General features: G+C 71.3%; 22 protein-coding genes and 2 pseudogenes. 11 read left to right on the top strand and 13 right to left on the bottom strand.

Features of this window, described 5'->3' with window-relative positions:
- Positions 1-13 precede the first annotated feature (13 nt).
- Both IE326_RS25820 and IE326_RS25815 read right to left on the bottom strand, forming a co-directional pair.
- Positions 14-1,261, bottom strand: a complete 1,248-nt coding sequence (locus IE326_RS25820) for an MFS transporter (RefSeq protein WP_190043169.1) — start codon at positions 1,259-1,261, stop codon at positions 14-16.
- Positions 1,258-2,664 (bottom strand): NAD(P)-binding domain-containing protein, encoded by a 1,407-nt coding sequence (locus IE326_RS25815; RefSeq protein ID WP_190043168.1) that lies wholly within the window; start codon positions 2,662-2,664, stop codon positions 1,258-1,260. The genes IE326_RS25820 and IE326_RS25815 overlap by 4 nt, the downstream gene beginning before the upstream one ends.
- Before the next feature lie 131 nt (positions 2,665-2,795).
- Between IE326_RS25815 and IE326_RS25810 the strand changes: the two are divergent.
- The 6 genes and pseudogenes from IE326_RS25810 to IE326_RS25785 all read left to right on the top strand — a co-directional run.
- Positions 2,796-3,869 (top strand): annotated as a pseudogene (locus IE326_RS25810) (flavin-containing monooxygenase).
- Between the two features lie 24 nt (positions 3,870-3,893).
- Positions 3,894-4,265, top strand: coding sequence for an ArsR/SmtB family transcription factor (locus tag IE326_RS25805; protein ID WP_190043167.1), 372 nt, complete (start codon positions 3,894-3,896; stop codon positions 4,263-4,265).
- Between the two features lie 220 nt (positions 4,266-4,485).
- Positions 4,486-5,274, top strand: coding sequence for a sulfite exporter TauE/SafE family protein (locus IE326_RS25800; RefSeq protein WP_190043508.1), 789 nt, complete (start codon positions 4,486-4,488; stop codon positions 5,272-5,274).
- Positions 5,275-5,372: 98 nt separating this feature from the next.
- Positions 5,373-6,149, top strand: coding sequence for a heavy metal-responsive transcriptional regulator (locus tag IE326_RS25795; protein ID WP_190043166.1), 777 nt, complete (start codon positions 5,373-5,375; stop codon positions 6,147-6,149).
- Positions 6,146-6,457, top strand: a complete 312-nt coding sequence (gene merT / locus IE326_RS25790; RefSeq protein WP_229915622.1) for a mercuric ion transporter MerT — start codon at positions 6,146-6,148, stop codon at positions 6,455-6,457. Before IE326_RS25795 ends, merT begins: the two co-directional genes overlap by 4 nt.
- 78 nt (positions 6,458-6,535) lie before the next feature.
- Positions 6,536-6,760: pseudogene (locus tag IE326_RS25785) on the top strand (arsenic resistance protein); the annotation flags it as partial.
- Positions 6,761-7,141: 381 nt separating this feature from the next.
- Here the strand turns inward: IE326_RS25785 and IE326_RS25780 are convergent.
- Entirely contained in the window at positions 7,142-8,095 is a 954-nt protein-coding gene (locus IE326_RS25780; protein WP_190043165.1) for an alkylmercury lyase family protein, read from the bottom strand.
- 75 nt (positions 8,096-8,170) lie between these two features.
- On the opposite strand from IE326_RS25780, the gene IE326_RS25775 reads away from it, so the two are divergent.
- Positions 8,171-8,569: a MerR family DNA-binding protein gene (locus tag IE326_RS25775; protein WP_190043164.1), complete on the top strand. Its 399-nt coding sequence runs from the start codon at positions 8,171-8,173 to the stop codon at positions 8,567-8,569.
- Between the two features lie 89 nt (positions 8,570-8,658).
- On the opposite strand, the gene IE326_RS25770 is transcribed toward IE326_RS25775, so the two are convergent.
- The gene (locus tag IE326_RS25770) at positions 8,659-9,069 is read right to left on the bottom strand and encodes a MerR family transcriptional regulator (RefSeq protein ID WP_190043163.1); all 411 of its coding nucleotides are present in this window, start codon (positions 9,067-9,069) and stop codon (positions 8,659-8,661) included.
- Between the two features lie 409 nt (positions 9,070-9,478).
- On the opposite strand from IE326_RS25770, the gene IE326_RS25765 reads away from it, so the two are divergent.
- Positions 9,479-10,990 (top strand): SulP family inorganic anion transporter, encoded by a 1,512-nt coding sequence (locus IE326_RS25765; RefSeq protein ID WP_190043162.1) that lies wholly within the window; start codon positions 9,479-9,481, stop codon positions 10,988-10,990.
- Positions 10,991-11,068: 78 nt separating this feature from the next.
- On the opposite strand, the gene IE326_RS25760 is transcribed toward IE326_RS25765, so the two are convergent.
- From IE326_RS25760 to IE326_RS25750, 3 genes are read right to left on the bottom strand one after another with little or no spacing between them, the layout of a single operon-like run.
- Complete coding sequence (locus tag IE326_RS25760; protein ID WP_190043161.1) at positions 11,069-12,133, bottom strand: ArsO family NAD(P)H-dependent flavin-containing monooxygenase; 1,065 nt, start codon at positions 12,131-12,133, stop codon at positions 11,069-11,071.
- Entirely contained in the window at positions 12,130-13,227 is a 1,098-nt protein-coding gene (arsB, locus tag IE326_RS25755) for an ACR3 family arsenite efflux transporter (RefSeq protein ID WP_190043160.1), read from the bottom strand. The genes IE326_RS25760 and arsB overlap by 4 nt, the downstream gene beginning before the upstream one ends.
- Positions 13,224-13,532: an ArsR/SmtB family transcription factor gene (locus IE326_RS25750; protein ID WP_190043159.1), complete on the bottom strand. Its 309-nt coding sequence runs from the start codon at positions 13,530-13,532 to the stop codon at positions 13,224-13,226. Before IE326_RS25750 ends, arsB begins: the two co-directional genes overlap by 4 nt.
- A 75-nt stretch (positions 13,533-13,607) precedes the next feature.
- On the opposite strand from IE326_RS25750, the gene IE326_RS25745 reads away from it, so the two are divergent.
- From IE326_RS25745 to trxB, 3 genes are read left to right on the top strand one after another with little or no spacing between them, the layout of a single operon-like run.
- Positions 13,608-14,243 carry an arsenate reductase ArsC gene (locus IE326_RS25745; RefSeq protein ID WP_190043158.1) on the top strand — a complete coding sequence of 212 codons (636 nt, stop codon included), beginning with the start codon at positions 13,608-13,610 and terminating at the stop codon, positions 14,241-14,243.
- 45 nt (positions 14,244-14,288) lie between these two features.
- A complete protein-coding gene (locus IE326_RS25740) occupies positions 14,289-14,708 on the top strand; it encodes an arsenate reductase ArsC (protein ID WP_190043157.1) in 420 nt (139 codons plus the stop codon).
- Between the two features lie 5 nt (positions 14,709-14,713).
- Positions 14,714-15,697, top strand: a complete 984-nt coding sequence (gene trxB, locus IE326_RS25735) for a thioredoxin-disulfide reductase (protein WP_190043156.1) — start codon at positions 14,714-14,716, stop codon at positions 15,695-15,697.
- A 77-nt stretch (positions 15,698-15,774) separates the two neighbouring features.
- Here the strand turns inward: trxB and IE326_RS25730 are convergent, their stop codons facing one another.
- From IE326_RS25730 to IE326_RS25705, 6 genes are all read right to left on the bottom strand, one after another.
- Positions 15,775-16,182 carry a hypothetical protein gene (locus tag IE326_RS25730; RefSeq protein ID WP_190043155.1) on the bottom strand — a complete coding sequence of 136 codons (408 nt, stop codon included), beginning with the start codon at positions 16,180-16,182 and terminating at the stop codon, positions 15,775-15,777.
- A complete protein-coding gene (locus IE326_RS25725) occupies positions 16,179-18,320 on the bottom strand; it encodes an integrase (protein ID WP_190043154.1) in 2,142 nt (713 codons plus the stop codon). Before IE326_RS25725 ends, IE326_RS25730 begins: the two co-directional genes overlap by 4 nt.
- Positions 18,317-20,050: a hypothetical protein gene (locus tag IE326_RS25720; protein WP_190043153.1), complete on the bottom strand. Its 1,734-nt coding sequence runs from the start codon at positions 20,048-20,050 to the stop codon at positions 18,317-18,319. Before IE326_RS25720 ends, IE326_RS25725 begins: the two co-directional genes overlap by 4 nt.
- A gap of 88 nt (positions 20,051-20,138) precedes the next feature.
- Positions 20,139-21,596, bottom strand: coding sequence for a site-specific integrase (locus tag IE326_RS25715; RefSeq protein WP_229915621.1), 1,458 nt, complete (start codon positions 21,594-21,596; stop codon positions 20,139-20,141).
- Positions 21,597-21,827: 231 nt separating this feature from the next.
- The gene (locus IE326_RS25710; protein ID WP_229915620.1) at positions 21,828-22,880 is read right to left on the bottom strand and encodes an NUDIX domain-containing protein; all 1,053 of its coding nucleotides are present in this window, start codon (positions 22,878-22,880) and stop codon (positions 21,828-21,830) included.
- A 96-nt stretch (positions 22,881-22,976) separates the two neighbouring features.
- Positions 22,977-23,738, bottom strand: a complete 762-nt coding sequence (locus tag IE326_RS25705) for a PIG-L deacetylase family protein (RefSeq protein ID WP_373310264.1) — start codon at positions 23,736-23,738, stop codon at positions 22,977-22,979.
- Positions 23,739-23,745: the final 7 nt, after the last annotated feature.

Raw genomic sequence — 23,745 nt, 5'->3', positions numbered from 1 at the left:
CAGTGGTCCTCCGTCAGCTCGGCGATGAACGTGGCTCCCTGTGCGCCCCGGCGGGGTCTGAGCAGGTGGCGATGAGCGCGGCGAGGAGTGATGTGGTGGCCAGCAACCCGAAGAGGTGGGGATAGCCGCCGAGGAGGGGCGCGAGTGAGGCGCCGGCGAAGGGTGCGAGTGCGGCGGCGGTGGTAGCCGGGGCCGCGAGGAGGCCGGAGAGACGGCCGTAGTGGGTGTGGCCCCAGCGGTCGGTTACGGCGGTGGCCTGGAGCAGGGTGAGGTTGCCGCGGACCATGCCGGCTGCGACCGATACGGCGATCAGCAGGACGTATGGGCCTGGCGTCACGGCGAAGGCGATGGTGGTGATGCCGCCCAGGGTGATGAGGACCGTGGTTCGCCTGGTCGCGGTCGTTCGTCGGGCGAGGGCGGCGTACAGGGTGCGGCCCAGGGTTTGTCCGGCGCCGCCGATGCCGAGGACCCAGGCGGCCTGGGCGGTTGAGTAGCCGCGTTCGAGCAGCAGCGGGACGAGGGAGACGACGACGGCGTACATCGCGAACGCCGACAGAGTGAATGCTGCGGCGAGGAGCCAGAAGGAGCGGCTTCTGGCGACGGGCGTGGTGCCGTCGGCATGTTTGGGTGCGGCAGGTGGGGCGGGTGGCCAGGGTGCGCGCAGGGCCAGGGCGTGCGTGGGGATGGTCAGGACGGCGAGCAGTCCGGCGAGGGCCAGGTAGGTGTGCCGCCAGGAGAGGTGCTCGGCGAGCAGGGCGGTCAGGGGTGCGAAGACGGTAGATGCGAGTCCGCCGGCGAGGGTGACGATGGTGAGCGCGCGGACATGGTCGGGGGCCCACCAGCGGGTGAGGGCGGCGAAGGCCGGCTGGTAGAAGGTGGTCGCCATCGCGAGTCCTGCCAGGGCCCAACTGGCAAAGAAGAAGGGCAGGTTGGGGGCGGCGGCCACGAGTAGCAGGCTGGCGGTGCCGAGGGCGGCACCGGTGGTCATGACGGCGCGCGGGCCGTGCCGGTCCAGGATCCTGCCGACGCGGATTCCGGCGAGGGCGGAGACGACGAGGGCGAGGGAGAAGGCCGCGGTGGTTGCGCCCGCCGGCCAGTCGGTCGCATGCGTGATCTCGGGATTCAGGACGGGGAACGCGTAGTAGACGATGCCCCAGCTAACGATCTGCGTCAGGCAGAGTGCGGGCAGGGCGGCGCGGGGCCGCGACCGGTCCCCCGATCCGGTCGCGGCCCCGCGGGCTGAGGTGTTGAGGTCAGTCACGAGCCGCAGCAGCCGCTCGCCGGAGCCTCCTCGGCCGCCGTGGCGCCGTCGGTCAAGGCGGCGGGGGCGCCGAGCTGGACGAGCTGGGGCGTCGGGGCGCAGCAGCCGCCGCTCTGGTCGGATTCGGGGGCGTCGAAGAGGCCGGCGCCGCCGCAGACTCCGGTCTCGGGGAGGGTGAGTTCGACGCGATCGGCTGCTTCGATGTCGCCGGCGATGGCGGCGGCGACGGAGCGGACCTGCTCGTAGCCGGTCATGGCGAGGAAGGTCGGGGCGCGGCCGTAGGACTTCATCCCGACCAGGTAGACGCCCGTCTCCGGGTGGGAGAGCTCACGGTGGCCGTGCGGGTAGACGGTGCCGCAGGAGTGCTGGTTGGGGTCGATCAGCGGGGCGAGGGCGACGGGGGCCTGGAGGCGCTCGTCGAGGCCGAGGCGGATTTCGTCGAGGAAGGACAGGTCGGGGCGGAAGCCGGTCAGCACGATCACTTCGTCGACCGGGTCAAGGCGGCGGCCGTCCTCGCCGATGAGGACCAGGCGGCCGTCGTCTGCCCGCTCGATCGCCTCGGTGCGGAAGCCGGTGACTGCGTTCGCGTGGCCCTCGTCGACGGCGGCCTTGGCTGCCAGACCCAGGGCGCCGCGGGCGGGGAGCTGGTCGGCTTCTCCGCCGCCGAAGGTGGAGCCGGAGATGCCGCGGCGCAGGATCCACACGCCCTTCGTGCCGGTCCCGCCGTTGGCCTTGGCGAGGTCGGCGAGGTAGGCGAGGGCGGTGAACGCGGAGGCGCCGGAGCCGATTACGGCGGTGCGCTTGCCCGCGTACCGGGCGCGGACGGCCGGGTCCTTCAGGTCCGGGACGCGGTAGGTGATCCGGTCCGCGGCGGCCTTCTCGCCGAGCGCGGGCAGTCCGCTGCCGCCTGCCGGGGACGGTGTGATCCAGGTGCCGGAGGCGTCGATGACGGCGCGGGCGAAGAGGCGCTCCTCACGGCCGTCGGCGTGGGCGACGTGTACGACGAACGGCTGGGCCTCGCGGTCGGCGTCCACGATCCGGTCCCGGCCGGTGCGTGAGACACCGGTGACGGTGGCGCCGGTGCGGACACGGTCGCCGAGGACGTCGGCGAGCGGCTGCAGGTAGAGCTCGGCCCAGTCGCCGCCGGAGGGGTAGGTGGCCGGGTCGGGGCGGGTCCAGCCGGTGGGGGCCAGGAGCTTTTCGGCGGCGGGGTCGACGACCTCGCCCCAGGTGGAAAACAGGCGCACGTGCGACCACTCGCGTACCGCGGCGCCGGCGGTGGGCCCGGCTTCGAGGACCATGGGTTCGATGCCTTGGTCGATGAGGTGGGCGGCGGCGGCCAGGCCGGCGGGTCCGGCCCCGATCACGACGACGGGCAGCTCGGTGGTGGCGGGCGCGTTCACGGCGACTCCTTGCGTGTTTCGACATCCGTCGATGGCTTGCGCGGCCCAGCGTGACACCTGTATTGATAAACGTCAACATAGACGTTCATTGAATCAAGGGGGGTGCGCTGGTGGAGCACATCGACGTTGCCGTGATCGACGTCGCGGTGATCGGCGGCGGCCAGTCCGGCCTCGCCACCGTCCACGCGCTGCTGCGGCGCGGGCTGCGGCCGGTGGTGCTGGAGGCGTCCGATCGTGCGGCCGGGTCGTGGCCGCGCTACTACGACAGCCTCACGCTGTTCTCGCCCGCCCGGTACAGCTCCCTGCCTGGGATGCCGTTTCCCGGAGCCGACCGTGACCGCTACCCGCATCGCGACGAGGTCGTCGCCTACCTCACCGCCTACGCCGACCGCCTGGACGCCGAGATCCGCACCAACTGCCGCGTCACCGCGGTCCGCCGCGCCGGCGAGGCTTTCGAGGTGGAGCTGGAGGGCGGCGGCCGGCTGTCCGGGCGGGCCGTCGTGGCGGCCTCCGGGACGTTCGGCCGACCGCACCGGCCCGCGCTGCCGGGCCTGGAAGGGTACGCCGGGCAGGTGCTGCACGCCGCCGACTACCGCAGCCCGGCCCCGTTCACCGGCCGCCGGGTGGTCGTGGTCGGGGCCGGGAACTCCGCGGTGCAGATCGCCGCCGAGCTCGCCGCCGCGGCACGGGTCACGCTCGCCACCCGCGCCCTGGTGAAGTTCGCGGCCCAGCGCATCCTCGGCCGCGACCTGCACTTCTGGACGGCCCGCACCGGCCTGGATGCCGCACCTCTCGGCCGGCTCCTTGCGCGCCCGCCGGCGTAGCCGGTCCTCGACGACGGCCGCTACCGGGCCGCCCTGGCCGCCGGCCGACCCGACCGGCGGCCGCTGTTCACCGGCGCGGCCGGGTCCAAGCTCGTCTGGCCGGACGGGGAGCGGGAGAAGGCCGACGCGATCGTGCTCGCCACCGGCTACCGCCCCGACCTGCCCTACCTCGCCACTCTCCACGGCGCTCTCGACGCCGACGGGAACCCCCGGCACCGTGACGGCCTCGCCACCGGTGTACCGGGGCTGGCGTACGTCGGGCTGGAATGGCAGCGCAGCCTGTCGTCGAACTCGCTGCGCGGCGTCGGCCGGGACGCGGACCGCGTCGCCCGGAACCTGGCCGCCCACCTCGCGCGCCGGTGGCGGACCTCCCCGTACTGATTCGACATGTGTCAACATAGACGCATGTCGAATGCGAAGGTGCTGCCGCTGCTCGAGGCCGACGGTCAGGGTGTGGTGCCGTGCTGCCCGCCGCTGACCGAGCGCCCGATGACCGCCGCCGAGGCCGAGACGGCCGCGCGGATGTTCAAGGCGCTCGGTGACCCGGTGCGGCTGCGGCTGTTCTCCGCCGTGGCCTCGCACGACGGCGGGGAGGCGTGCGTGTGCGACATCTCCGACGTCGGCGTCTCCCAGCCGACCGTCTCCCACCACCTGAAGAAGCTGAAGGAGGCCGGGCTGCTCACCTCCGAGCGGCGCGGCACCTGGGTCTATTACCGGGTCGAGCCGTCGGTGCTCGCAGCGATGGGCAAGCTGCTGACGCTACCCGCCGCAGCCTGACGGCCCGCAGACGCGCACGGGCGGGACACCGTCGCGGCGTCCCGCGCGACGGCAGCTTCGTCGAGCGCCGCAGCCCAGCGGTCGATGCTGATGCTGGGAGGTCTGGACGAAGCCTCGGCGGACCTGCGGTGCCTTCGCCCGAAGAGATGGCCGCACCGTAGCGGGCGAGGCGGCTGCCAGCGAAGATGCCCGTCATGCCACTGATCAGAGCCCTGTCCCGCTGCGCGCGACGCTTTCGGCACCCTTGGTGTTCGGCGCGGGAGGAGCCATCGGAGTGCTGGGCGGAATGATCGGGCTGGGCGGGGCGGAGTTCCGCCTGCCCCTGCTCATCAGCCTGTTCGGATTCGCGGCGCTCTCGGCCGTCATCCTGAACAAGGCGATGAGCCTGGTTGTGGTCCTGGTCGCGCTGCCGGCCCGCCTGGCCGCGGTCCCGGCAGCCGAGGTAGCCGCACGGTGGCCGATCACGGTCAACCTGCTGGCTGGCAGCCTGCTCGGTGCATGGGCCGGAGCGAGCTGGGCGGTGCGCATGCGCAGCTCCACCCTCTACAAGGTGCTGGCGGTGCTGATGGTGCTGATGACGGCCGCCTTGGTGGTCACCCACACCACCGCCTTGGACGCGCTCGCCCTGCCGCTGTGGGCCCAGGTGCCCGCCGGCGTCGTCGCCGGGTTCGGCATCGGCGTGGTCGCCGCGATCATGGGTGTGGCCGGAGGCGAGCTGCTGATCCCGACGATCGTGCTGCTGTTCGGCCAGGACATCAAGACCGCCGGAAGCCTCTCCCTGCTGGTCTCCCTGCCGACCATGCTGGTCGCGTTCGCCCGCTACAGCCGCGACGGCAGTTTCGCCGTCCTCGGCACCAACCTCCGCTTCACCGCCACCATGGCCGCGGGCTCCATCGCCGGCGCCGTGCTGGGCGGCCTGCTCCTCGGAGTCTTCCCCGACCTGGTCCTCATCCCCCTCCTGGCCGTGATCTTGCTCGCCTCCGCGTTCAAGCTCGCCCGCCACGACTGAACGGCGGCGGGCGAAGGGCAGCGCACCCTCCTCCTGCGGGGCGGGGCGAGGTCCAGCGCTTGACCTTCGAGTCGGGTCGAAGGTTTACCGTCGGTGGCGTGACGACCTACCGCATCTCGCAGCTGGCCGAGCGCTCCGGCGTCCCGGCCACGACGCTGCGCTTCTACGAGGACGCCGGGCTGCTGCCCGCCGACCGGACACCGTCCGGGTACCGGATGTACGGCGAGGACGCGGTGGAGCGCCTGGCCTTCATCTCCTCGGCCAAGCTCCTGGGCCTGGCCCTGGAGGAGATCCGCGAACTCCTTGACGTCCGCGAGGAGGGGGTGTGCGCGTCGGTGCGGGCGCGGATGCTGCCGCTGGTCGCCGACCGGATCGCCGAGACCGACGGCCGCATCGCCGAACTGCGCGCGTTCTGCGCCCACCTGGCCGGTGTCCACGCCGAGCTCTCGGGCCCGGCCCCGGCCGGGGCGTGCGGTCCCGAGTGCGGCTGCACCACGACCGGCACGCCGGCCGCGGCCGGACCGGTGCCGATCGAGCTGTCCCCGACCCGCCGCACCCCGGCCGCTGAGGCGTGGCGGGAGGTCCCGGTCGCCTGCACGCTGGGCGGAGCCGAGCTGGACGAGCGCACCGAGCAGTGGCGGGTCCTGGCCGGCAAGGCCGAGCGCCGCGAAGAGATCCCCGACGGCCTGAAGTTGTCCTTCCCGGCCGGCGCCGAGCTCGCCGGCGAGCTCGCGGCGCTCGCCGCGGCGGAACAGGGCTGCTGCGCGTTCTTCGACTTCACCCTGCACCTGACCCCGACCGCGCTCCAGCTGGAAGTGCGGGCCCCCGAGGCCGCCGCCGGGATGCTGGCCGACCTCTTCGGAGCCGCCGCATGACCACCACGTCCTCTCCCCGTCGGTCCCGCCCTTGGGGCACGCTCGGCGCCGGCGCGGCCGCGGTCGCCGCCTGCGCGGTGTGCTGCGCGGGCCCGGTCCTGGCCGTCCTCGGCTCCGTCGGCGTCGCCTCCGCGATCGGCGCGCTGTGGATGCCCGCCCTGACAGTGCTCGCCGTGGCCGCCGGGCTCGGCTTCCTCCTCGTACGGCATCGGCGCCGCACGACGTCCTGCCGAACGGTCCCGGCCCGGGCCGACCTCGGCATGCCCACCCTCGGCCCGCCGCCGGAGGACGGCAAGGCCGCCCGCTGAGCAGGACTGCCGGCCAGGCCCCGCACGGGGTCTGTGAGGATGAACCGTCCGGCCCGCCATGGGGCGGCCGGCACCGTATGCCGCCTCGACGCCCCCGCGGGGAGGGCGATCGTCTTCACCGGCGCGACCCGCAACTCCCTCGTCGTCCTCCCCCTGGCCCTGGCCCTGCCCGACTCCCTCGCCGTCGTCTCCCTCGTCGTGGTCACCCAGACCCTCGTCGAGGTCCTCGGCATGGTCGCCTACGTACGTCTCGTCCCTCGCCTGGTGCCCGAGGAAGAGCAGACCGAAGCCGCCTCCCGCTGACCGCCCGCTCCTCACCGGGCAGCTTCACAGTCCGGTCGGAGTGCGCGGTGGTGACGTAGCACATGGCGGCGCCGTTGCTCAGGCCGAACAGGCGCATGAGGTGGAGAGGGCGTGCTGTCGGGCCTCGAAGAGGATCCGGTGCGGGCAGACCAGCTGCATCGTCAACCCGGCGCGAGTGAAGGTGCGATGGATGGCTCTGTTCACGAGTTGTGGTTCTGGCTCGACGGAAGCTGAGCCAGAACCCGAGAATCGACAGCACCTTGGTCAGGTCCGCGGTGAGGACCAACGGCCAGTGCCGGCGCCAGCCACGGCCCCAAGCCCTCCGAGCTCGCGACCAGACTGCTCGGGTGGCGGCACTGGCCTGGGCCCATGGCGGCGCTCCTACCGGGCCGGTGCGCTCATGAGCGGGCCGAAGATGTCCGCGCCGAGGCGTTCGGCCTCGGCCTGGTCCAGGACGGCGCCGCTGAGGTCGGCCTGCTGGCAGCTCCACTGCTCAGCGGTGGCGCGGGTGGTGAAGAAGCGCAGGTAGCCGCAGCACACGGCGGCGGCCGGGCCGGTGCCGGGGCGGGCGCCGTAGTAGACCACCGCGGTCGCCGGCTGCCAGGTGGTCTTCCCGTTGGTGAACTCCACACGGACGGGCTCGCCAGTGACCGGGTCGGTGGAGGTGATGAGGGCGTCGGTGTCGAGCATGACGGGGATTCCGAGCGCGTCGATCGCGCACATCGACCACACCGTCGGCCCGTCTGCGATCTGCACGGCGTGCTCGGTGGGGACGGCGGAGAACGGGTAGGCGGCCTGGATATGCCCGGCGTCGTCCAGCGTCAGGAAGTCCTCGGAGGCAAGCTCGGCGAGGACCTCGGCAGCCGGCACGCCGAAGGGCACGGCCGCCGACTCCATCTCGGCCGCCGCGGGTGGGGCGCCGGTGGTGGCGAAGGACCGCAGGACCGCCTGCTGCACCGCTCGCAGACCACCCTCGGGCGGGGCGAGACGGCCCTGCCCGGCCCGTCCGGCCGCCCGGTCCGCACCGCCAGTGGCGGGAGTGCCGAGCACCCGCCGCAGCTCCTCGACGGAGGGTGCTCCGCCGATCCGGCCGTCGGCACCGGCGTAGAGCCGGCAGGAGATGGTGGCCGCAGTGCCCGGCTCGGCGAACGGGTCACGGCCGTCGACCAGCAGCGTCGGCGAGCCGTGCATGCCCCGGCGTTCGGCCTCCGCCTGGTCGGCGACCACGCGCTCGGCGAGCTCCACATCGGTGCGGCCCGCCAGGGCGAGCTCCAGCCGCTCCTTGAGCACCGGGCCGTTCGGGCAGTCCGGAACGATCAGCATCTCCACGCGCATCAGCGCCACCTCCAGGTCACACGCCGCACGCTAGACCTTCCACTGCACTGGAAGGTCAAGGGCTAGCGTGGAGGTATGCGCATCGGAGCCCTCGCCACCGCCACCGGCACCACCACCAAGACCCTGCGCTTCTACGAGCAGGCCGGGCTGCTGACGGACCCGCCCCGCACCCCGGGCGGCTACCGCGACTACCCGGCCCACACCACGGCCCGGGTCGACTTCATCCGCTCCGCCCAGGCCGCCGGTCTCAGCCTCGCCGAAATCCGCGACGTCCTCGCGATCCGCGACGGCGGCCAGCCGCCCTGCACACACGTCACCACCCTGCTCGGCCGACACCTCGCCGATGTCGAGCGTCGCATCGCCGAACTGGAGACAACCCGCGCCATGCTCCGCGAGCTGACCCGCACCGCCTCCACGATCGCCCCCGAGACCTGCACCGAAGGCGACATCTGCCGCATCCTCGCTGCCGACTGAGCTGAACGCTGCCCGCCGACGCTGTCCGATTCTCGTCCTGCGGGAGGCCGGGCCTGCCGGTGGGGGCACAGGCGGGCCGCCCACTGCGGTCAGTGACTGCGCGGTTCGTGCTCGGGCAGCCGAGCGCGCAGCGTGGCGGCGAAGTCCTCCGCGCGGGAGAGCTGAGTGCGGAGCTTGTCCACCTGCTCGGCCGCGGCCTGCTCGTACGCGCGTACGCGCTCCAGGAGTGCTTCGCGCTCGGTGGCGTCGAGGCCGGGGCCGTCGTCGAGGCGGTCGGTGGCGTCGAGCAGGTCACGCATCTGGTCCAGAGTGAAGCCGAGGGGCTTCATGCGGCGGATGACCATGAGCCGGGCAACGTCCATCTCGGTGTAGAGGCGGAAGCCGCCCTGGGAGCGGGCAGAGGGGGTGACCAGGCCGGTCTCCTCGTAGTGCCGGATGGTGCGCAGGGACAGCTCGGTGCGCGCGGCTACCTCGCCGATCTGCATGTGCTTGCCGTCCACGTCCGCGCTCCTGGCCCTTCGCCTTCGGTCATGGCAGCCACCCCTGCCGGAACCCGCCGAACCCTACTCTAACGTTAGGGTAGAGTTGTTGGGTGTGAGGGCAGCGTTCCGCGGCCCCGCCGTTGCCTTGTCGGGGCCGACGACGCCCCCGGTGAAGATCCTAATCTTGCGGGAGAGAAGCGTGCGCGAGCCCATGACGCCCGGCGCCGCCGTCTGCCCGCCGTGATGCTTCGCCTCCGGATGTGAACTCCGGCGCCCTCGCGTCTGCCGGTTTGCGTCCGGACCTGCTCTCCTCCGGTTCCGCGCTGACGGGGCCGTCCGCGGGGTGCCGACCCGGCCCCTCCGCCTCCTCCCGCACGCCCCGGCCTGCCCCGTGAGGCGTGCCCGAGCACGACAGGTACCTGTTTCCTTGCCCTCTTCCGCTGTCACCGCATCCCCGGCCGCGCGCCTGCGCGGCCTGAAGCCCGACTGGCTGAACAACCCCAAGGTCTGGCGCACCGAGGTCCTCGCGGGCCTGGTCGTCGCCCTGGCCCTGATCCCCGAGGCGATCTCCTTCTCGATCATCGCCGGGGTCGACCCGGCGGTCGGTCTGTTCGCCTCCTTCACCATGGCCGTGGTCATCTCGATCGTCGGCGGACGCCGCGCGATGATCTCCGCCGCGACCGGCGCGATCGCTCTGGTCATCGCCCCGCTCAACCGGGAGCACGGCCTGGGCTACCTGATCGCCGCCGTCATCCTCGCCGGCGTCTTCCAGGTCATCCTGGGCGCGCTCGGGGTGGCGAAGCTGATGCGGTTCATCCCCCGCAGCGTGATGGTCGGCTTCGTCAACGCCCTCGCCATCCTGATCTTCATGGCCCAGGTCCCCGAGATGACCGACGTGCCGTGGGCGGTGTATCCGCTGATCATCGGCGGGCTGGCGCTGATGGTGTTCTTCCCGAAGGTCACCACCGTGATCCCGGCGCCTCTGGTCTCCATCGTCATCCTGACCGTGATCACCGTCGGCGCCGCCATCGCGGTGCCGACCGTAGGCGACAAGGGCGCGCTGCCGTCCTCCCTGCCCGTGCCGGGTCTGCCCGACGTGCCGTTCACGCTCGACACGCTGACGACGATCGCTCCGTACGCGTTCGCGATGGCGCTGGTCGGCCTGATGGAATCGCTGATGACCGCCAAGCTCGTCGACGACATCACCGACACCCACTCCAACAAGACCCGCGAGTCCATCGGCCAGGGCGTCGCCAACATCGTCACCGGCTTCTTCGGCGGCATGGGCGGCTGCGCCATGATCGGCCAGACCATGATCAACGTGAAGGTCTCCGGCGCCCGCACCCGCGTCTCGACGTTCCTGGCCGGCGCGTTCCTGATGGTGCTGTGCATCGCCTTCGGGCCGGTCGTCTCCGACATCCCCATGGCCGCCCTCGTCGCCGTCATGATCATGGTGTCGTTCGCAACCTTCGACTTCCACTCCATCGCCCCCAAGACGCTTCGGCGCATGCCCGCCGGTGAGATCGCCGTCATGGTGATCACCGTCGCCTGCGTCGTGGCCACCCACAACCTCGCCGTCGGCGTCGTCGTCGGCTCCATCACCGCGATGGTGATCTTCGCCAAGCGTGTCGCGCACCTCGCCGAGGTCACAGCCGTGGTCGACCCGGACGGCAGCACGGTGGTCTACCGGGTCACTGGCGAGCTGTTCTTCGCCTCCTCCAACGACCTCGTCGGCCAGTTCGACTACACCGGCGACCCGAAGAAGGTCGTGATCGACCTCTCCGCGGCGCACGTCTGGGACGCCTCCTCCGTCGCGGCTCTGGACGCGATCGAGACAAAGTACGCCCAGCGCGGCAAGAGCGTCGAGATCACCGGACTGAACGACCCCAGCGCCCAGCTGCACGGCAAGCTCAGCGGCGAGCTGGCGGCCAGCCACTGACGCGACCGAGACAACCGTGCCGGGTCGGTGTCCACCCTGGGGTGTGGGCACCGACCCGGCGGTCGTTTCGCGCAGCGGCTAGCTGTGCAGAAGGTGTGCGATCTCCCCGGCAGCGTCCCGGGCGGTGCGGCCGACGCCGATCAGGGTGGCCGACGCCGGGCCGGTCCAGTCGCCGTATCCGAGCAGGTGCAGCCGCGGCTCGCCGAGGGCGCGTGTGCCGTCGGTGGGGACGTGGCCGCGCGGACCGCGCAGGTTCAGCGGTGCCAGGTGGGACAGGGCTGGGCGGAAGCCGGTGCACCAGATGACCGCGTCGGCGCCGGTGTGGCTGTTGTCGGCCCACCAGGCGCCGTCGGCGGTGAGCCGGGCGAACATCGGCTTCGCGGTCAGGAGGCCGGCGTCACGGGCGGCCCGAACCGGGGGTACGGCGACGATGTCGCCGAGCGAGGCGACCCCGCCGGTGTCGCTGCGGCCTGCGTCGAGGGCGCGGCGGCGGGCGGTGGCGACATCGAACAGGGCGCGGCCGTCGATGTCGTCGGGGAGGAACCGCGGCGGGCGCTGGGTCACCCAGGTCACCTCGACGTGTTCGTCCAGGGCGAGGTCGGCGGCGATCTGGGCGCCGGAGTTGCCGCCGCTGACCACGACGACACGCTGGTCGGCGAAGTCGGCCGGACTGCGGTAGTCCACGGTGTGCAGCTGGCGGCCGGTGAACACCTCGCGGCCGGGGACGGCGGGGATGAAGGGCCGCGTCCAGGTGCCGGTGGCGCTGATGACCGCGCGGGCCCGCCAGGTGCCGGTGTCCGCCTCGACCAGGAGCCTCTCGCCGCCTGGGCGTACGGCGTTCACGCGGGTGCCGTGCGCCACGGGCAGGTCGTAGCGCTTCTCGTAGTCGGTGAGGTAGTCCACCACATGCCCGGCGTCCGGGTAGGTCTCGCCCGTCTGGACGGGCATGAGCCGGCCGGGCAGCGAGGAGTGCTCGGCCGGGGAGAACAGGTGCAGGGATTCCCACATGTGCTGCCAGGACCCGCCCGGCGCCGTCTCCGCGTCCAGGATCACGTGGTCGAGGCCGCGCCGGCGCAGGTGGTAGCCGGCGGCGAGCCCTGCCTGGCCGCCGCCGACCACCACCACATCCGTGTGCTGCGTCACGGAGCCGTCGTCACCGCGCCCGGGGCGAACTTCCTGCGCCAGGCGAGCGCGACGTAGACCAGGCCGATCAGGACCGGGACTTCGATGAGCGGTCCGACGACGCCGGACAGGGCCTGGCCGGAGGTGACGCCGAAGGTGGCGATGGCGACCGCGATGGCCAGCTCGAAGTTGTTGCCCGCCGCGGTGAAGGCCAGGGTCGCGGTGCGGTCGTAGGCCAGGCCCAGGCCCTTGCCCAGGAGGAAGGTGCCGAAGAACATCACGGCGAAGTACACCAGCAGCGGCATCGCGATCCGGGCCACGTCCAGCGGCTGCGAGGTGATCGTCTTGCCTTGCAGGGCGAAGAGGATGACGATCGTGAACAGCAGCCCGTACAGGGCCCACGGGCCGATCTTCGGCAGGAACTTCGCCTCGTAGCCAGCGCGGCCGAGCTTCTTCTCGCCCAGGCGGCGGGTGAGGAACCCGGCGGCGAGCGGGATGCCGAGGAAGATGACGACGTTGAGGGCGATCTTCCACATGGAGATGTCGAGGTGCTCGCCGTCGCCGAGGCCCAGCCAGCCGGGCAGCAGGTCGAGATAGAACCAGCCCAGCAGGCCGAACGCCAAGACCTGGAAGACGGAGTTCAGCGCGACGAGGACGGCGGCGGCCTCACGGTCGCCGCAGGCGAGGTCGTTCCAGATGATGACCATGGCGATGCAGCGGGCGAGGCCGACGATGATCAGGCCGGTGCGGTACTCGGGCAGGTCCGGCAGGAAGATCCACGCCAGGGCGAACATCACCGCCGGTCCCAGAACCCAGTTGATGACAAGGGAGGAGATCATCAGCTTGCGGTCGCTGGTGACGGCGTCGAGCTTGTCGTAGCGGACCTTGGCCAGGACCGGGTACATCATGATCAGCAGGCCGAGCGCGATCGGCAGGGAGATGCCGCCGATCTCCACCTTGGCCAGCGCGTCGTTCAGTCCGGGGATGAGACGGCCGAGGCCGAGGCCGACGGCCATGGCGATGAGGATCCACACGGCGAGGTAGCGGTCGAGCGTGGAGAGCTTGGCGACGACGGATGCTTCCCGGGTCGTCGCGGGCGCTTCGGTGCGGGTCACGGGCAGGCCCTCTTGTTGTCGGCGGCGGTACGGGCCTGTTCGGCCAGGTCGGCGAACTGCCCGGCGAGCTGGGCGATGACATCCGGGCGGAGCTTGTAGTAGGTGAAGCGTCCGCACGGCTCGGTCTCGACGACCCCGGCCTCACGCAGGACTCTCAGGTGGTTGGAGAGGTTGGTCTGCCGGGCGCCGGTCTCCTCCACCAGGTGCGTGGTGCACAGCGTCTCGCGGGCGAGCAGGGTCACGATCTGGAGCCTGAGCGGGTCGGCCAGCACCCGGATCAGATCAGTGTCGACTGACGTCATCATGGACTGATACTGTCACATCACCCGGCGCTGATACCAGCCGGGGCTGACCCGTAGGCCCGTCGAAGGGGTCTTTCCATGTCCGCCGCTTTCACCCCCGCCCTGCCCGATGAGCGCCTGGCCGCCGGCGCCGCACGGCTCGCCACCCGGCACGCCGGCCGCTTCTCGGCCGAGACCGTCCAGGGCCTGCTCACCGACTCCTACCGGCGCCTGGCCGAGACCGCCTCGGTGACCACGCACCTGGTCGTGCTGGCCGAGCGCTTCACCGCCGAACGCCTCGACGCGCTCGCCCATGTCCAGGGCGCGCCGGGATCGGGGCTGGCGCGGGTGCTGTTCGTGTGCAGCCACAACGCCGGCCGCTCCCAGCTCGCCGCAGCCCTCCTTCAGCACCGGGCGGGAGGCCGGGTCACCGTCTCCTCCGCGGGCACCCACGCCGGGCCCGGGATCGAGCCGCACATCGTGCAGGTCCTCACCGAGGCCGGCGCCGATGCGGCAGGCGCGTTCCCCAAGCCGCTGACCGACGAGGTCGTGCGCGCGGCGGACATCGTGATCACCATGGGTTGCGGCGACGCCTGCCCCGTCGTGCCCGGCCGCCGCTACCTGGACTGGCCCGTGGCCGATCCCGACGGCGCCCCGATCGCGGTCGTCCGCGCCATCCGCGACGACATCGACCGCCGCATCACCGACCTGCTCGCCGGCCTGCCGAGCACCTGACCCCCCTCTGCATCACCTGCCACTCACCTTGTGAAGGAAGAACGCATGTCCTCCGCCCCGCTCGCCTCCGTGCTGTTCGTCTGCGTCCACAACGCCGGCCGCTCGCAGATGGCCGCCGGATTCCTCCAGCACCTCGCGGGCGACCGCATCGAGGTCCGCTCCGCCGGCTCCATCCCCGGCGACCAGGTCAACCCCGCAGCCGTCGAGGCGATGGCCGAGGTCGGCATCGACATCTCCGCCGCCACGCCGAAGATCCTCACCACCGAGGCCGTCCAGGCGTCCGACTACGTCATCACCATGGGCTGCGGCGACGCCTGCCCGATCTTCCCCGGCAAGAAGTACCTCGACTGGGCCCTCGAAGACCCCGCCGGCAAGGGCGTGGAGTCCGTCCGCCCCATCCGCGACGAGATCAAGACCCGCATCGAGGACCTCATCGCCGAGATCGACGCGAAGCAGGAGGCGTGAGCCCCGTGACCCAGCCCGACCAGGTGCGCGAGGTCGTCATCATCGGCTCCGGCCCCGCCGGATACACAGCCGCCCTCTACACCGCCCGCGCCCAGCTCAAGCCCCTGCTCTTCGGCAGCTCCATCTTCGTCGGCGGCTCTCTGACCACCACGACCGAGGTCGAGAACTTCCCCGGCTTCCCCGAGGGCGTCGACGGGCCGGTCCTGATGGAGAACATGCGGGCCCAGGCCCAGAAGTTCGGCGCCGAGATGATCGACGACGACATCGTCGAGGTGGACCTCACCGGCGACATCAAGCTCCTCACCGACTCCGCGGGCACCGTCCACCGCGCGAAGACGGTGATCATCGCCACGGGCTCCGGCTACCGCAAGCTCGGCCTGCCGAAGGAGGACGAGCTGTCCGGCCGCGGGGTGTCCTGGTGCGCGACCTGCGACGGGTTCTTCTTCCGCGATCGCGACATCGTCGTGGTCGGCGGCGGCGACACCGCGATGGAGGAGGCCACCTTCCTCACCCGCTTCGCCCGCTCGGTCACCGTCGTCCACCGCCGCTCCACCCTGCGCGCCTCCAGGGTCATGCAGGACCGGGCGTTCGCCGACGACAAGATCTCCTTCGCGTTCGACAGCGAGATCGCCGAGATCAAGGAGACGAACGGCATGCTCGGCGGCGTCGTCCTGCGCGATGCCTTCACCGGCGCCACCCGCGCACTGGACGTGACGGGCCTGTTCATCGCCATCGGCCACGACCCGCGCACAGAGCTGTTCACCGGCCAGCTCGAGCTGGACGGCGAGGGCTACATCCAGGTGGCCTCCCCGACGACGCGTACGAGCCTGCCCGGGGTGTTCGCCGCCGGCGACGTCGTCGACCACACCTACCGCCAGGCCATCACCGCCGCCGGCACCGGCGCGGCCGCGGCCCTGGACGCCGAGCGCTACCTCGCCGCTCGCGGCACAGCCGAAACTGAGCCGGCAACCGCTGCCGTCCCGGCCTGAGCGGTACTCGCAGGCGGGGCCGTCCGGAAGCTCTGGGCGGCCCCTCGAGCTCGGCAACCGGTGACGGCATGCTCTCCTTAATCGCTAGAGGGGCGGAGCGGGATGACGTTGTCGGGGACAGGCTGGTCGTGGTGGCCGGGTCGCCGAAGGATGAGGACGGCTGCTGCGAGGGCCATCTGCTCCGCTCGATGCCGGGAGGCAGCCTCGGCAGCCTGGGAGTCCTTGAGGGCTTCCTTCAGGCGGACGACCTCTTTGCGAAGCCGCGTTTCGATTTCCGGCGTCTGGTTCGTCTCTGTACGCACCCGCGCGTAGAACTCCTCCTTGAGGTCGGCGTGGCGCTTTTGCAGCGCCATGCGGTGGACACCGGCCTCTGCGGCGAGCGCGACCGCCGTGAGGCTGCCGTTGGAGCAGGTGGGCTGGCCGGCCAGGAGACGGTCCATGGCCGCGCGGATGCGGGAGCGTTCGTCCTCGTGCTGCTGGTTCATGCGATGGCCTCCTCGGCGGGCTGGCCGGCGGCGTCGTGCGCGTCGGCGAGTGCACGGAAGCGGCCGGCTGTTCGGCGAAACCGGTCACCCAAGGGCTGTGGCACGAGGGCTGCCTTCGCATCGAGCCGATCAGCGCGCTCTCGAGCGGCCTGCGCGTGGCTGTCGGTGCGGATCGCGTTGCCGCACCCGAGCTGGCAGGCGAACTGGTTGGGTGCCGTCGCCCCGGGGTCCGGGTCGCACAGGGCGGTGTCGCGCTTGAAGGCGCAGATGAGGAACGCGTCCGGATTGTCGAAGAGGACGAGGCCGTCGCGCGCGAGGAACTTGGCGGCGGCCTTCGGGGTGGTCAGGGCGCCTTCGAAGCCGGGGATTGAAGCGGCTCCGATGAGAGCCCGCCGAGCAGCGGGACCGGAGATCTTCTCGCCGGCCGCTGCGGCGTCGCGCAGCCGTGCTGCGGTCTGCGCTGCGGCGAGTGCGGTCTCGACGTCGAGCTCCCCGTGGAACCCCCGGCGCTCGCGGCTGCCATAGCCGGTGGAGGTGCGGGCGTCCAGGGCGGTGCGCATGTGTCCGTACTGGATGGCGAGGGCGACCAGGCCGCCGGGGCGGCGGGCAATGTGCCAGGCCAAGGTTCTACGCAGACGGCTCAGTCCCAGGTTGCCGTGCGGGTCCTCCGGCACCGTCTGGGCGGGCACGCCCTGGGCGGTGGCCTCCTGGTTGATCCATGACACGAGATTCTCGACGCGACGGCCGAGGCTGGCGCGCTTCAGCGCGCCGTGGTGCTTGCGCTGGCCGACGATGTCGTGGTGGGTGGAGCTGAACAACAGCTCGCCCTTGGGGACGAGGCGTTCCAGGACACGGATGGCGTTCACGACAGGGGTGATCGCGACCCAGGGGACGGCACGCTCCTCACCAGCGGAGATGTGGTGGCCGTCGGAGTCGCGGACGTTCTTGTAGTGGTGGGCTCGGATCAGATGCCGCGGAATGGAGCCGTCCTCGTTGGGTTCCGGATCGGGGCAGCAGCCGGACCGCAGCGATTGGGCCTCCTGGGGGCGCATCCCGGTCAAGTACAGGATCACGATGGCGGCGGCCGTGGCCAGGTGCCGTACCAGGATCGGCGTCTCCTCGTAGTCCATGAACTCGCGCCAGGGCCGCCCCTCGATCCGGCCCGTCACCGGCACCTGCATCGGGCTGGGGCCGGGCCGCCGGGCGACGAGAGCACGCAGCCCTTGTCGAAAGGCGAAGTCGTGGACCTGGTTCCAGCTGGCTCCCGTGACCGCGGCGACGTAGTGGTGGGCCAGGGTGATGCCGTGCTTTCGGCTCACGGTGGCGGGTAGGAGGGCCCCGGAATCGAGGAGTGGCTGCAGATAGTTCTTGACGGCTGCCAGGCCCCCTCGGGTGCTCGGGGTGGCCTTCACGCGGGCGTTCATGCGGCGGCGCTCGTTCCAGGCGGCCAGGATGTCGTCGGAGAAGTCCTCGACCAGGCGGATCGACCAGGTCAGCAAGGGGCCGATCACGGTCGGGTCCAGCGGCTCGGTCTTGTTCTCCCCGCCTGCCTTCCCGGTGGCGGCCGGCAGGTAGTCGTCGATGCCCTCACTCTCCCAGGGCGGCTGCGTAATGCCGCAGGGGCTGAGGGACAGCTGGTCGAAGGCCCACAGGTCCGAGAGCCAGCGCAGAATCGTCTGGGCATGATCGCGCGAGCAGCCGCTGGTGCACTTGGCGGCGTACGCCTTCCAGTGCTCCACGGTGCAGTCGCTGAGCCGGGACACCTCTTGCCGGTCGAGCCAGCGCGCGAACTTCAACCACTGCAGGATGTTGTCGCGCATGTTGGTCACGCCGTCGCGTCCCCGGTTCTGAAAGCCCCGTTCCTGTACGTAGGTGGGGCGCAGCTCGCCGTTGATCAGGATCCAGATGAGGAGCCTGAGCTCGCTGCGCAGGGAGGCGGGGCACCTCCTCAAATTGATCTTGTGGATGCTGTCCCCGGGATTGTCGATCAGCGGTCCCATCGACCAGACGTCATCGCTGTAGCGGGAGTTGGGGTGGGCGTTGCCGGCGCTGATCCACCAGTCCAGGACCACCGGGCTCTCCGGCCCCGGCAGAGGAAGGATGTAGGGATCGGCCTCGAGGGTCAGAGCTGTTGTCACGGGGCGAGGTCTCCCTTGAGCAGGTGGTCGACGATCATTTGGTCGCGGTCGGTGATCCGGGCCAGAGCGACGTCCCAGGTGCTCTCGTTGACCTTCGTCCGCAGGTCATCGAGCCGTTGGAGGTGCTCGTCCCACCGCTTTCGCCAGAGCTTCTCCGGCCAGCTGGAGCGGAGCGATATCAGCTGCCGGCGCAGGAGCGCGAGGCGCGGGTGGTGGCCGGTGTGGACCCGGGAGTTCTCGCAGGACAGGCAGAGCAGGAAGTCGGCGCCGCAGCCCCCGCTCGGGTCCGGCCAGGGGCTGGTCTCCTCGTCCGCGCAGTCCGCGGTCGCGGTCTCCTGGTGGGTCGCATCGGCCGCGTCCGTGAGCCGCCCCCTGAAGGTGTAATCGCGGGCCTGTTCGAGGGCTTCCTCGGCGCCGGCAGCGATCACGTCGACCGCGGCCTCCTGGACGTTCTCGTCGGGCAGGACGTAGACGCTCTCGTGGGTTCCGCGTTTGTGCTGCAGTGGCTGGCCCGTGGTGGTGATGGTGGTCCTGCGGGCGCGCTGGAAGGGCGAGCCGATCTTGTGACTTCTCGCCCATACTCGCGCGTCGGCCTTGGACACCCCGAAGCACAGCGGGCCGACGTTCCGGGGCCGGTCCAGGTTGGAGTCCACGTCGGTGCGGCGCCGGTTGCGCGCGACCATCAGAAGGTCGTGGCCGGGTGACAGGGCAGCGGCCAGGGCTCGCCCGTGCTGCGTGGCTTCCATGGCCTGGGTGATGAGCCGGCCGGGCGAGTCCGCGCCGGAGTCGGTGTAGTTCTCCGTGTCGAACCAGCGGCCCTCGCCCGAGCGGCGCTTCTCCACCAGGACCTCGTAGGTGACCGTGGCCCTCTCTCCTGCGGACGGGGTGGTGACGGGCACGTGTAGACGGTCATAGACCGACAGATTCCAGCCGTAGCGGTCCGTCATCATCACGGCCAAGGCCGTCAGCTCCGCCCGGCTCAGGAACAGCCGGCCGGTCGTCTTCCCGCCGTTCTTCCCGCGCAGCAGTCCTTCGGCTCGGGTGTAGACCTTCCCCTCTTTGTCCGGGTACCCGGGCAGTTCGCCCGTGGCGGCGACGCACTCGAGGACCGCCCCGACCCTCCAGTCACGGCTGTCCGGGTCCAGTACGCCCGACCGGTAGCGGGCAAGCAGCGCGGTGTTCTCCCGGATCCGCAGCAGCGCGGCCCGGAACTGCCGTTCGGCGGCCAGCAGCACCTGGTCGCGCTCCGATGGCCGGTAGGACTGCTTGGAGGGCTTGCCCTTCTTCGGAACCGGGCGGGCCAGCTCCTCGGCGGCCAGACCCTGCGCCAGCTGCGGCTCGCGTTTCAGCAGCGTACGGATCTTGGCCAGGGCCTCGCGCCCGCCAGGAGTGTCCATGTGGTTGTTGCGCCAGAGCCGGAGCGTTGCCGAGGTGAGGTCGCCGAGATCGTCGGCCGGGTGGCCCTGCGCCTTGAGGAACCGGGCGAAGACCTCGATGGACCGCCAGTACGACTCACCGCTCGCGTGGCTGTTCCACCCCATGGACTGCGCGGCGAACGCTCGCGCAAGGGAGGAGCGCATCGGCTGGGGCACGGCGATCTCGGCGAAGTCGAAGACGCGCTTGAAGCCTTCCTTGTTCAGCACGGTGACCCGCAGCCCGTCGGCGGCTATCCGCTCGGCTGCCTGGAAGTCCGGCGGCGGCAGGACCGCCCGGCGGCCCCGCCCGCTCAAGATGCCGCCGCGACGGGCCGGGCCTCGACCAGCCGCTCGATGTCCTGGATCCCGGAGGTCTCCCGGGCCAGCCGGGCGAACAGACCGTTCAGGTTCTTCGTCTCGTCCATCTCACCGTGCTCGTCCTCGTGTCGAAGGCGAGGATCGACTCCAGCTGCAGATGCATGACCGGGCGAAGGTAGTGCTCCTTCGTCGTCTCAACGTCCTTGTGCCCCAGCAAGGTCTTGACCAGCCACCACGGGTCGCCGTAGAGCTGGGCGAAGTCGCGCCGGTCCGCGGCGGTCAGCCCGTACTTCTTATCCATCAACTCGTTGAGCAGGATCAACATGTAGAGCGCCATCGAGTGCCGCAAGGAGTGGGGTGTCGCGTACGGGACCTTCCCGCGGATCTCCGCGACCCGGAGCAGCCGGGGCGCCTCTCGTTCTTCCGGGGTCAGCAGAGCCTGTTCGCAGCGTTGGTTGGCCTGCCGGAACACGGTGTTCCAGCGGTCCGGCAGCATGGGCATGCCCTGCTCGGTCAGCCACAGCCACGCCGGCTCCGGGCCCTGCGGTCCCTCGACGAACAGCCACTGCCGCTCGCGCCAGTCGAGCAGGCTCAGGTCATGTCGCCCTGGAACGCCGTCGCGGTCGACCCAGTGGACCATCGGGGTACGGCCCGTCGTGACCTTCGTGATCAGCCGCATCAGCGGCAACCTCTCGTACCGCCCCTGGGCTTGCGCCCGTGCGACCGCCCAGGCCCTCTCCGACTCCGCGTAGGCGCTGACCTGGCGCAGTGAGTCGACCGAAGCGTAGAAGGTCCGGTCTCGCTTCGACCGTGACAGCGCTCGGGCCATCTGCCCGTGGCAGTAGCGGCCCGAGCGCAGTGGGCGGGACGGCACCTCGAACGTCAAGATGGCGCCGGACTCCTGCCGCCGCAGCCCCGAGCTGAGTGTGAACCCGACGAACGAGGTGTTCCGCAGCTCGGTCCGCCCGTCCCAGCCCGGCACCGGTGTCCCGTCGGGACCGAGGCCGCGAAGACCTACGTCCTGCCAGAGGCCCCACGTTCGCGGTGTCAGCCACGACACCCGCGAGCTGCGGGCGTCCGCGGCGCGGTCCGCCCGGCGCTGGCTGTCCACCGGCAGCGGCGTGACCTTCGCCCACCGGTAGAGCCGTGTGAAAGCCGACGCTTCCCGATCCCACTTCGTCCCGCTGATTCGGCTCGGGTTGAGTGACGAGTCGCACCGAAACTCCCTGTACGCGCGCAAGTCGCTCTCGGTCGCCTGTCGCCACGGGATCCCGCGTCGCCACAACCAAGTCAGCAACAGTCGGATATCCAGCGCGTAATTCCGCCGAGTTTCCCGCTCCAGCGAATGGAATTCTGCGGAGAGCGCGAATTCCAGCAGCTCGGGATCGACGACGAAATCAGGCCGTACAAAAACCGGATCGCCCGGCTGAAGCCCCACCGCGGCCACTGCTGCCGGCAAGTCGTGGACCCCCAGCACTCCCTCCTCCGGCAGCGGCCCCCACCGCTCCGGATCCGGCACGAACACCAGCCACCACTCGTCCATCTGCCACCCCTGTGAGTCCCTTGAACTCACTCAATCATCAGGGAAGCACAGGTGCGGGTCGATCGGGTCACCGACAACCCGGTAGGCATGCGAAGGCATAGACAATGTCTGGTCCGGACGGTCTCGGATCGGGTGGAGTCCGAGACGAGACCTGGGACGGCCGGCAAGGAGGGCTGGCCGGTCGAGGAGGCGGCTGTCATCAGTTGCTCGATTCGTTGCAGGGGAGCGTTGCTACCAGGAGGTGCTGTCAGCGAGTTCGGTGACGGGCTGGCGACCCGCCTGGGGAATGCCGAGGAGGACGCGGGCCTGATGGACCGCCTGGAGCTGCTCGGCCGCGGGTGGCCCCCAGTCGAAGAACTGCAGGGCCTGCTCCGGGGTGGCCAGGATCCGGACGTAGGTGCGACCGGTGGCCGGATCGACAGAGGCCGGGCCGAGGCTCGTGAGGGCGGCGGCGTAGCGGACGCGCGCACAGGGTTCGTCGGCGTCGGACAGGTACCCGAGATACCGGGTGTCGGCGAGCTCGGCGGCGGCCTCCTCACGGGCTTCACGGATCAACGTGGTCTCGGGGTCTGCGTGGTCCGCGGGTTCCGGTGTGCCGCCGGGCAGGCAGGCCGCGCCGCTGTCGGGGTCGAGCAAGACGAGGACTCGCCCGTCCGGGGCGAAGGTCCACGCCCAGGACTGGCGAACCGCGAGGTCCTTGGGAACGGGGACGGAGTGGAAAGGGAAGTGGTGACGGGCTCGGGCGGTGCGCAGGACGCCGACCCGGTCAAGCACGGTGGGGGCGATCGGGAGCCCGTCCTCAAGGAACGCCGGACCGGCACCGCTGATGCGAGCGCGGAGCGCGGACAGGGCGCGGCGGGCGTCGCCCGGAGACATCAGAGCGGGCAGGTCGGCGGGTTCGACGAACTCGACGGCCTCAATCTCGCCTGGTGCGGGCCGGATCGCCGCGATCTGCTCCTCGTCCCAGACGCCGCCGTCGAAGACGTGCAAGAGCTCGCCGGGGAACTTCATGGCGGGGGGCGTTGTGCGGCCGGCGGGGGAGACCCAGTCGAGAGCCAGCCCGCGGGTGACGGTCGCCGTGACGCCGAGTTCCTCCTCCAGCTCTCGGGCGGCGCCCTGGGCGGGGGATTCGCCCTTGTCGACGGCGCCGCCGGGCAGCAGGTGGGTGGGGCGGTAGGTCACGCGCTGGAGCAGGACCTGCCCTCGCTGGTTGGTGATCAGGACGGAGGATCCGGCCCACAGGGCGGCCGAGGCGCGCAACGCTCCGTACGCAGCCTCGTTCATCGCCACACTGGGACGTTCGTCGGGCGCAGAAGTCGTCGTCATCTCTCTCCGATCAGTGAGTACTTGCTCGTGGGCGGCTGACACGCGGGCGGGGTGTCAGACACTCAACTGGGCTGGGTTGCCCTTCGTGGGGCCGGGGGTGAGGCGGGTGAAGTGCTCGGTCTGGATGATCTGGTTGCGGTCGGCTTCGGGAAGGCGGGCGAGGATGCCGGGCAGGGGCCGCTCGCCTGCGACCTCGCCGCGGTGCGCGAGGATCGCTCGCCACTTCACGTCGGCCCAGGAGGTGACGTCGACGCTGGTGGTCACGTATGAGTCCGGTACCGCGAGGACGGCCTTGCCCGCCCCTTCAAGCAGCGGGCCGAGAAGGCCGACACCGGACTCGGGGTGCGTGGCGGCGTACAGCGCGGCCGGCTGCCAGGGCAGGCCCGCTTCGGGATGCAGGTGGGCGAGGCCGGCCGCTTCGACGGCGAGCAGGGTGATCTGGTGCGTGCGTACGTGGTCGGGGTGGCCGGTCAACTGGCCGACCGCGTCGTGGCCGATGACCACGTCGGGCTTGAAGTCGCGGAGGTGGGCGACGAGGTGGCCGACTGCCTCGTCGAGGGAGGCGTCGACGAGCCGAGGCCGGCCGGGGGCCGCCTCGGGGTTGCGGGCGTCGTTGTAGCCGAGCAGGCGTGGGGTGCCGGCGCCCAGGACGGCCAGTGCGTCGGCGAGTTCGGGAGCCCGGCGGCTGTCCGGCGCCCAGGTGGCGGTGACGACCGCCGTGCGGGCCCCGGCCGCGGCATGCTGGGCGAGGACGCCCCCGGCGAGGAGGGATTCATCGTCCGGGTGTGCGAAGACGGCAAGCAAGCTGGGCAGCACGGGGACC

The organism is Streptomyces filamentosus, from assembly GCF_014654895.1.
GTDB classification, from domain to species: domain Bacteria; phylum Actinomycetota; class Actinomycetes; order Streptomycetales; family Streptomycetaceae; genus Streptomyces; species Streptomyces filamentosus.
This window is presented reverse-complemented; position numbering and strand designations above follow the sequence as displayed.

Bases quoted from the DNA above. Each gene is read 5' to 3' on its own strand.
- IE326_RS25805 (WP_190043167.1), top strand. From the start codon at position 3,894: ATGTCGAATGCGAAGGTGCTGCCGCTGCTCGAGGCCGACGGTCAGGGT.
- merT (WP_229915622.1), top strand. From the start codon at position 6,146: ATGACCACCACGTCCTCTCCCCGTCGGTCCCGCCCTTGGGGCACGCTC.
- IE326_RS25780 (WP_190043165.1), bottom strand. From the start codon at position 8,095: ATGCGCGTGGAGATGCTGATCGTTCCGGACTGCCCGAACGGCCCGGTG.
- IE326_RS25775 (WP_190043164.1), top strand. From the start codon at position 8,171: ATGCGCATCGGAGCCCTCGCCACCGCCACCGGCACCACCACCAAGACC.
- IE326_RS25750 (WP_190043159.1), bottom strand. From the start codon at position 13,532: ATGATGACGTCAGTCGACACTGATCTGATCCGGGTGCTGGCCGACCCG.
- IE326_RS25745 (WP_190043158.1), top strand. From the start codon at position 13,608: ATGTCCGCCGCTTTCACCCCCGCCCTGCCCGATGAGCGCCTGGCCGCC.
- IE326_RS25740 (WP_190043157.1), top strand. From the start codon at position 14,289: ATGTCCTCCGCCCCGCTCGCCTCCGTGCTGTTCGTCTGCGTCCACAAC.
- IE326_RS25730 (WP_190043155.1), bottom strand. From the start codon at position 16,182: ATGAACCAGCAGCACGAGGACGAACGCTCCCGCATCCGCGCGGCCATG.
- IE326_RS25715 (WP_229915621.1), bottom strand. From the start codon at position 21,596: ATGGACGAGTGGTGGCTGGTGTTCGTGCCGGATCCGGAGCGGTGGGGG.
- IE326_RS25710 (WP_229915620.1), bottom strand. From the start codon at position 22,880: ATGAACGAGGCTGCGTACGGAGCGTTGCGCGCCTCGGCCGCCCTGTGG.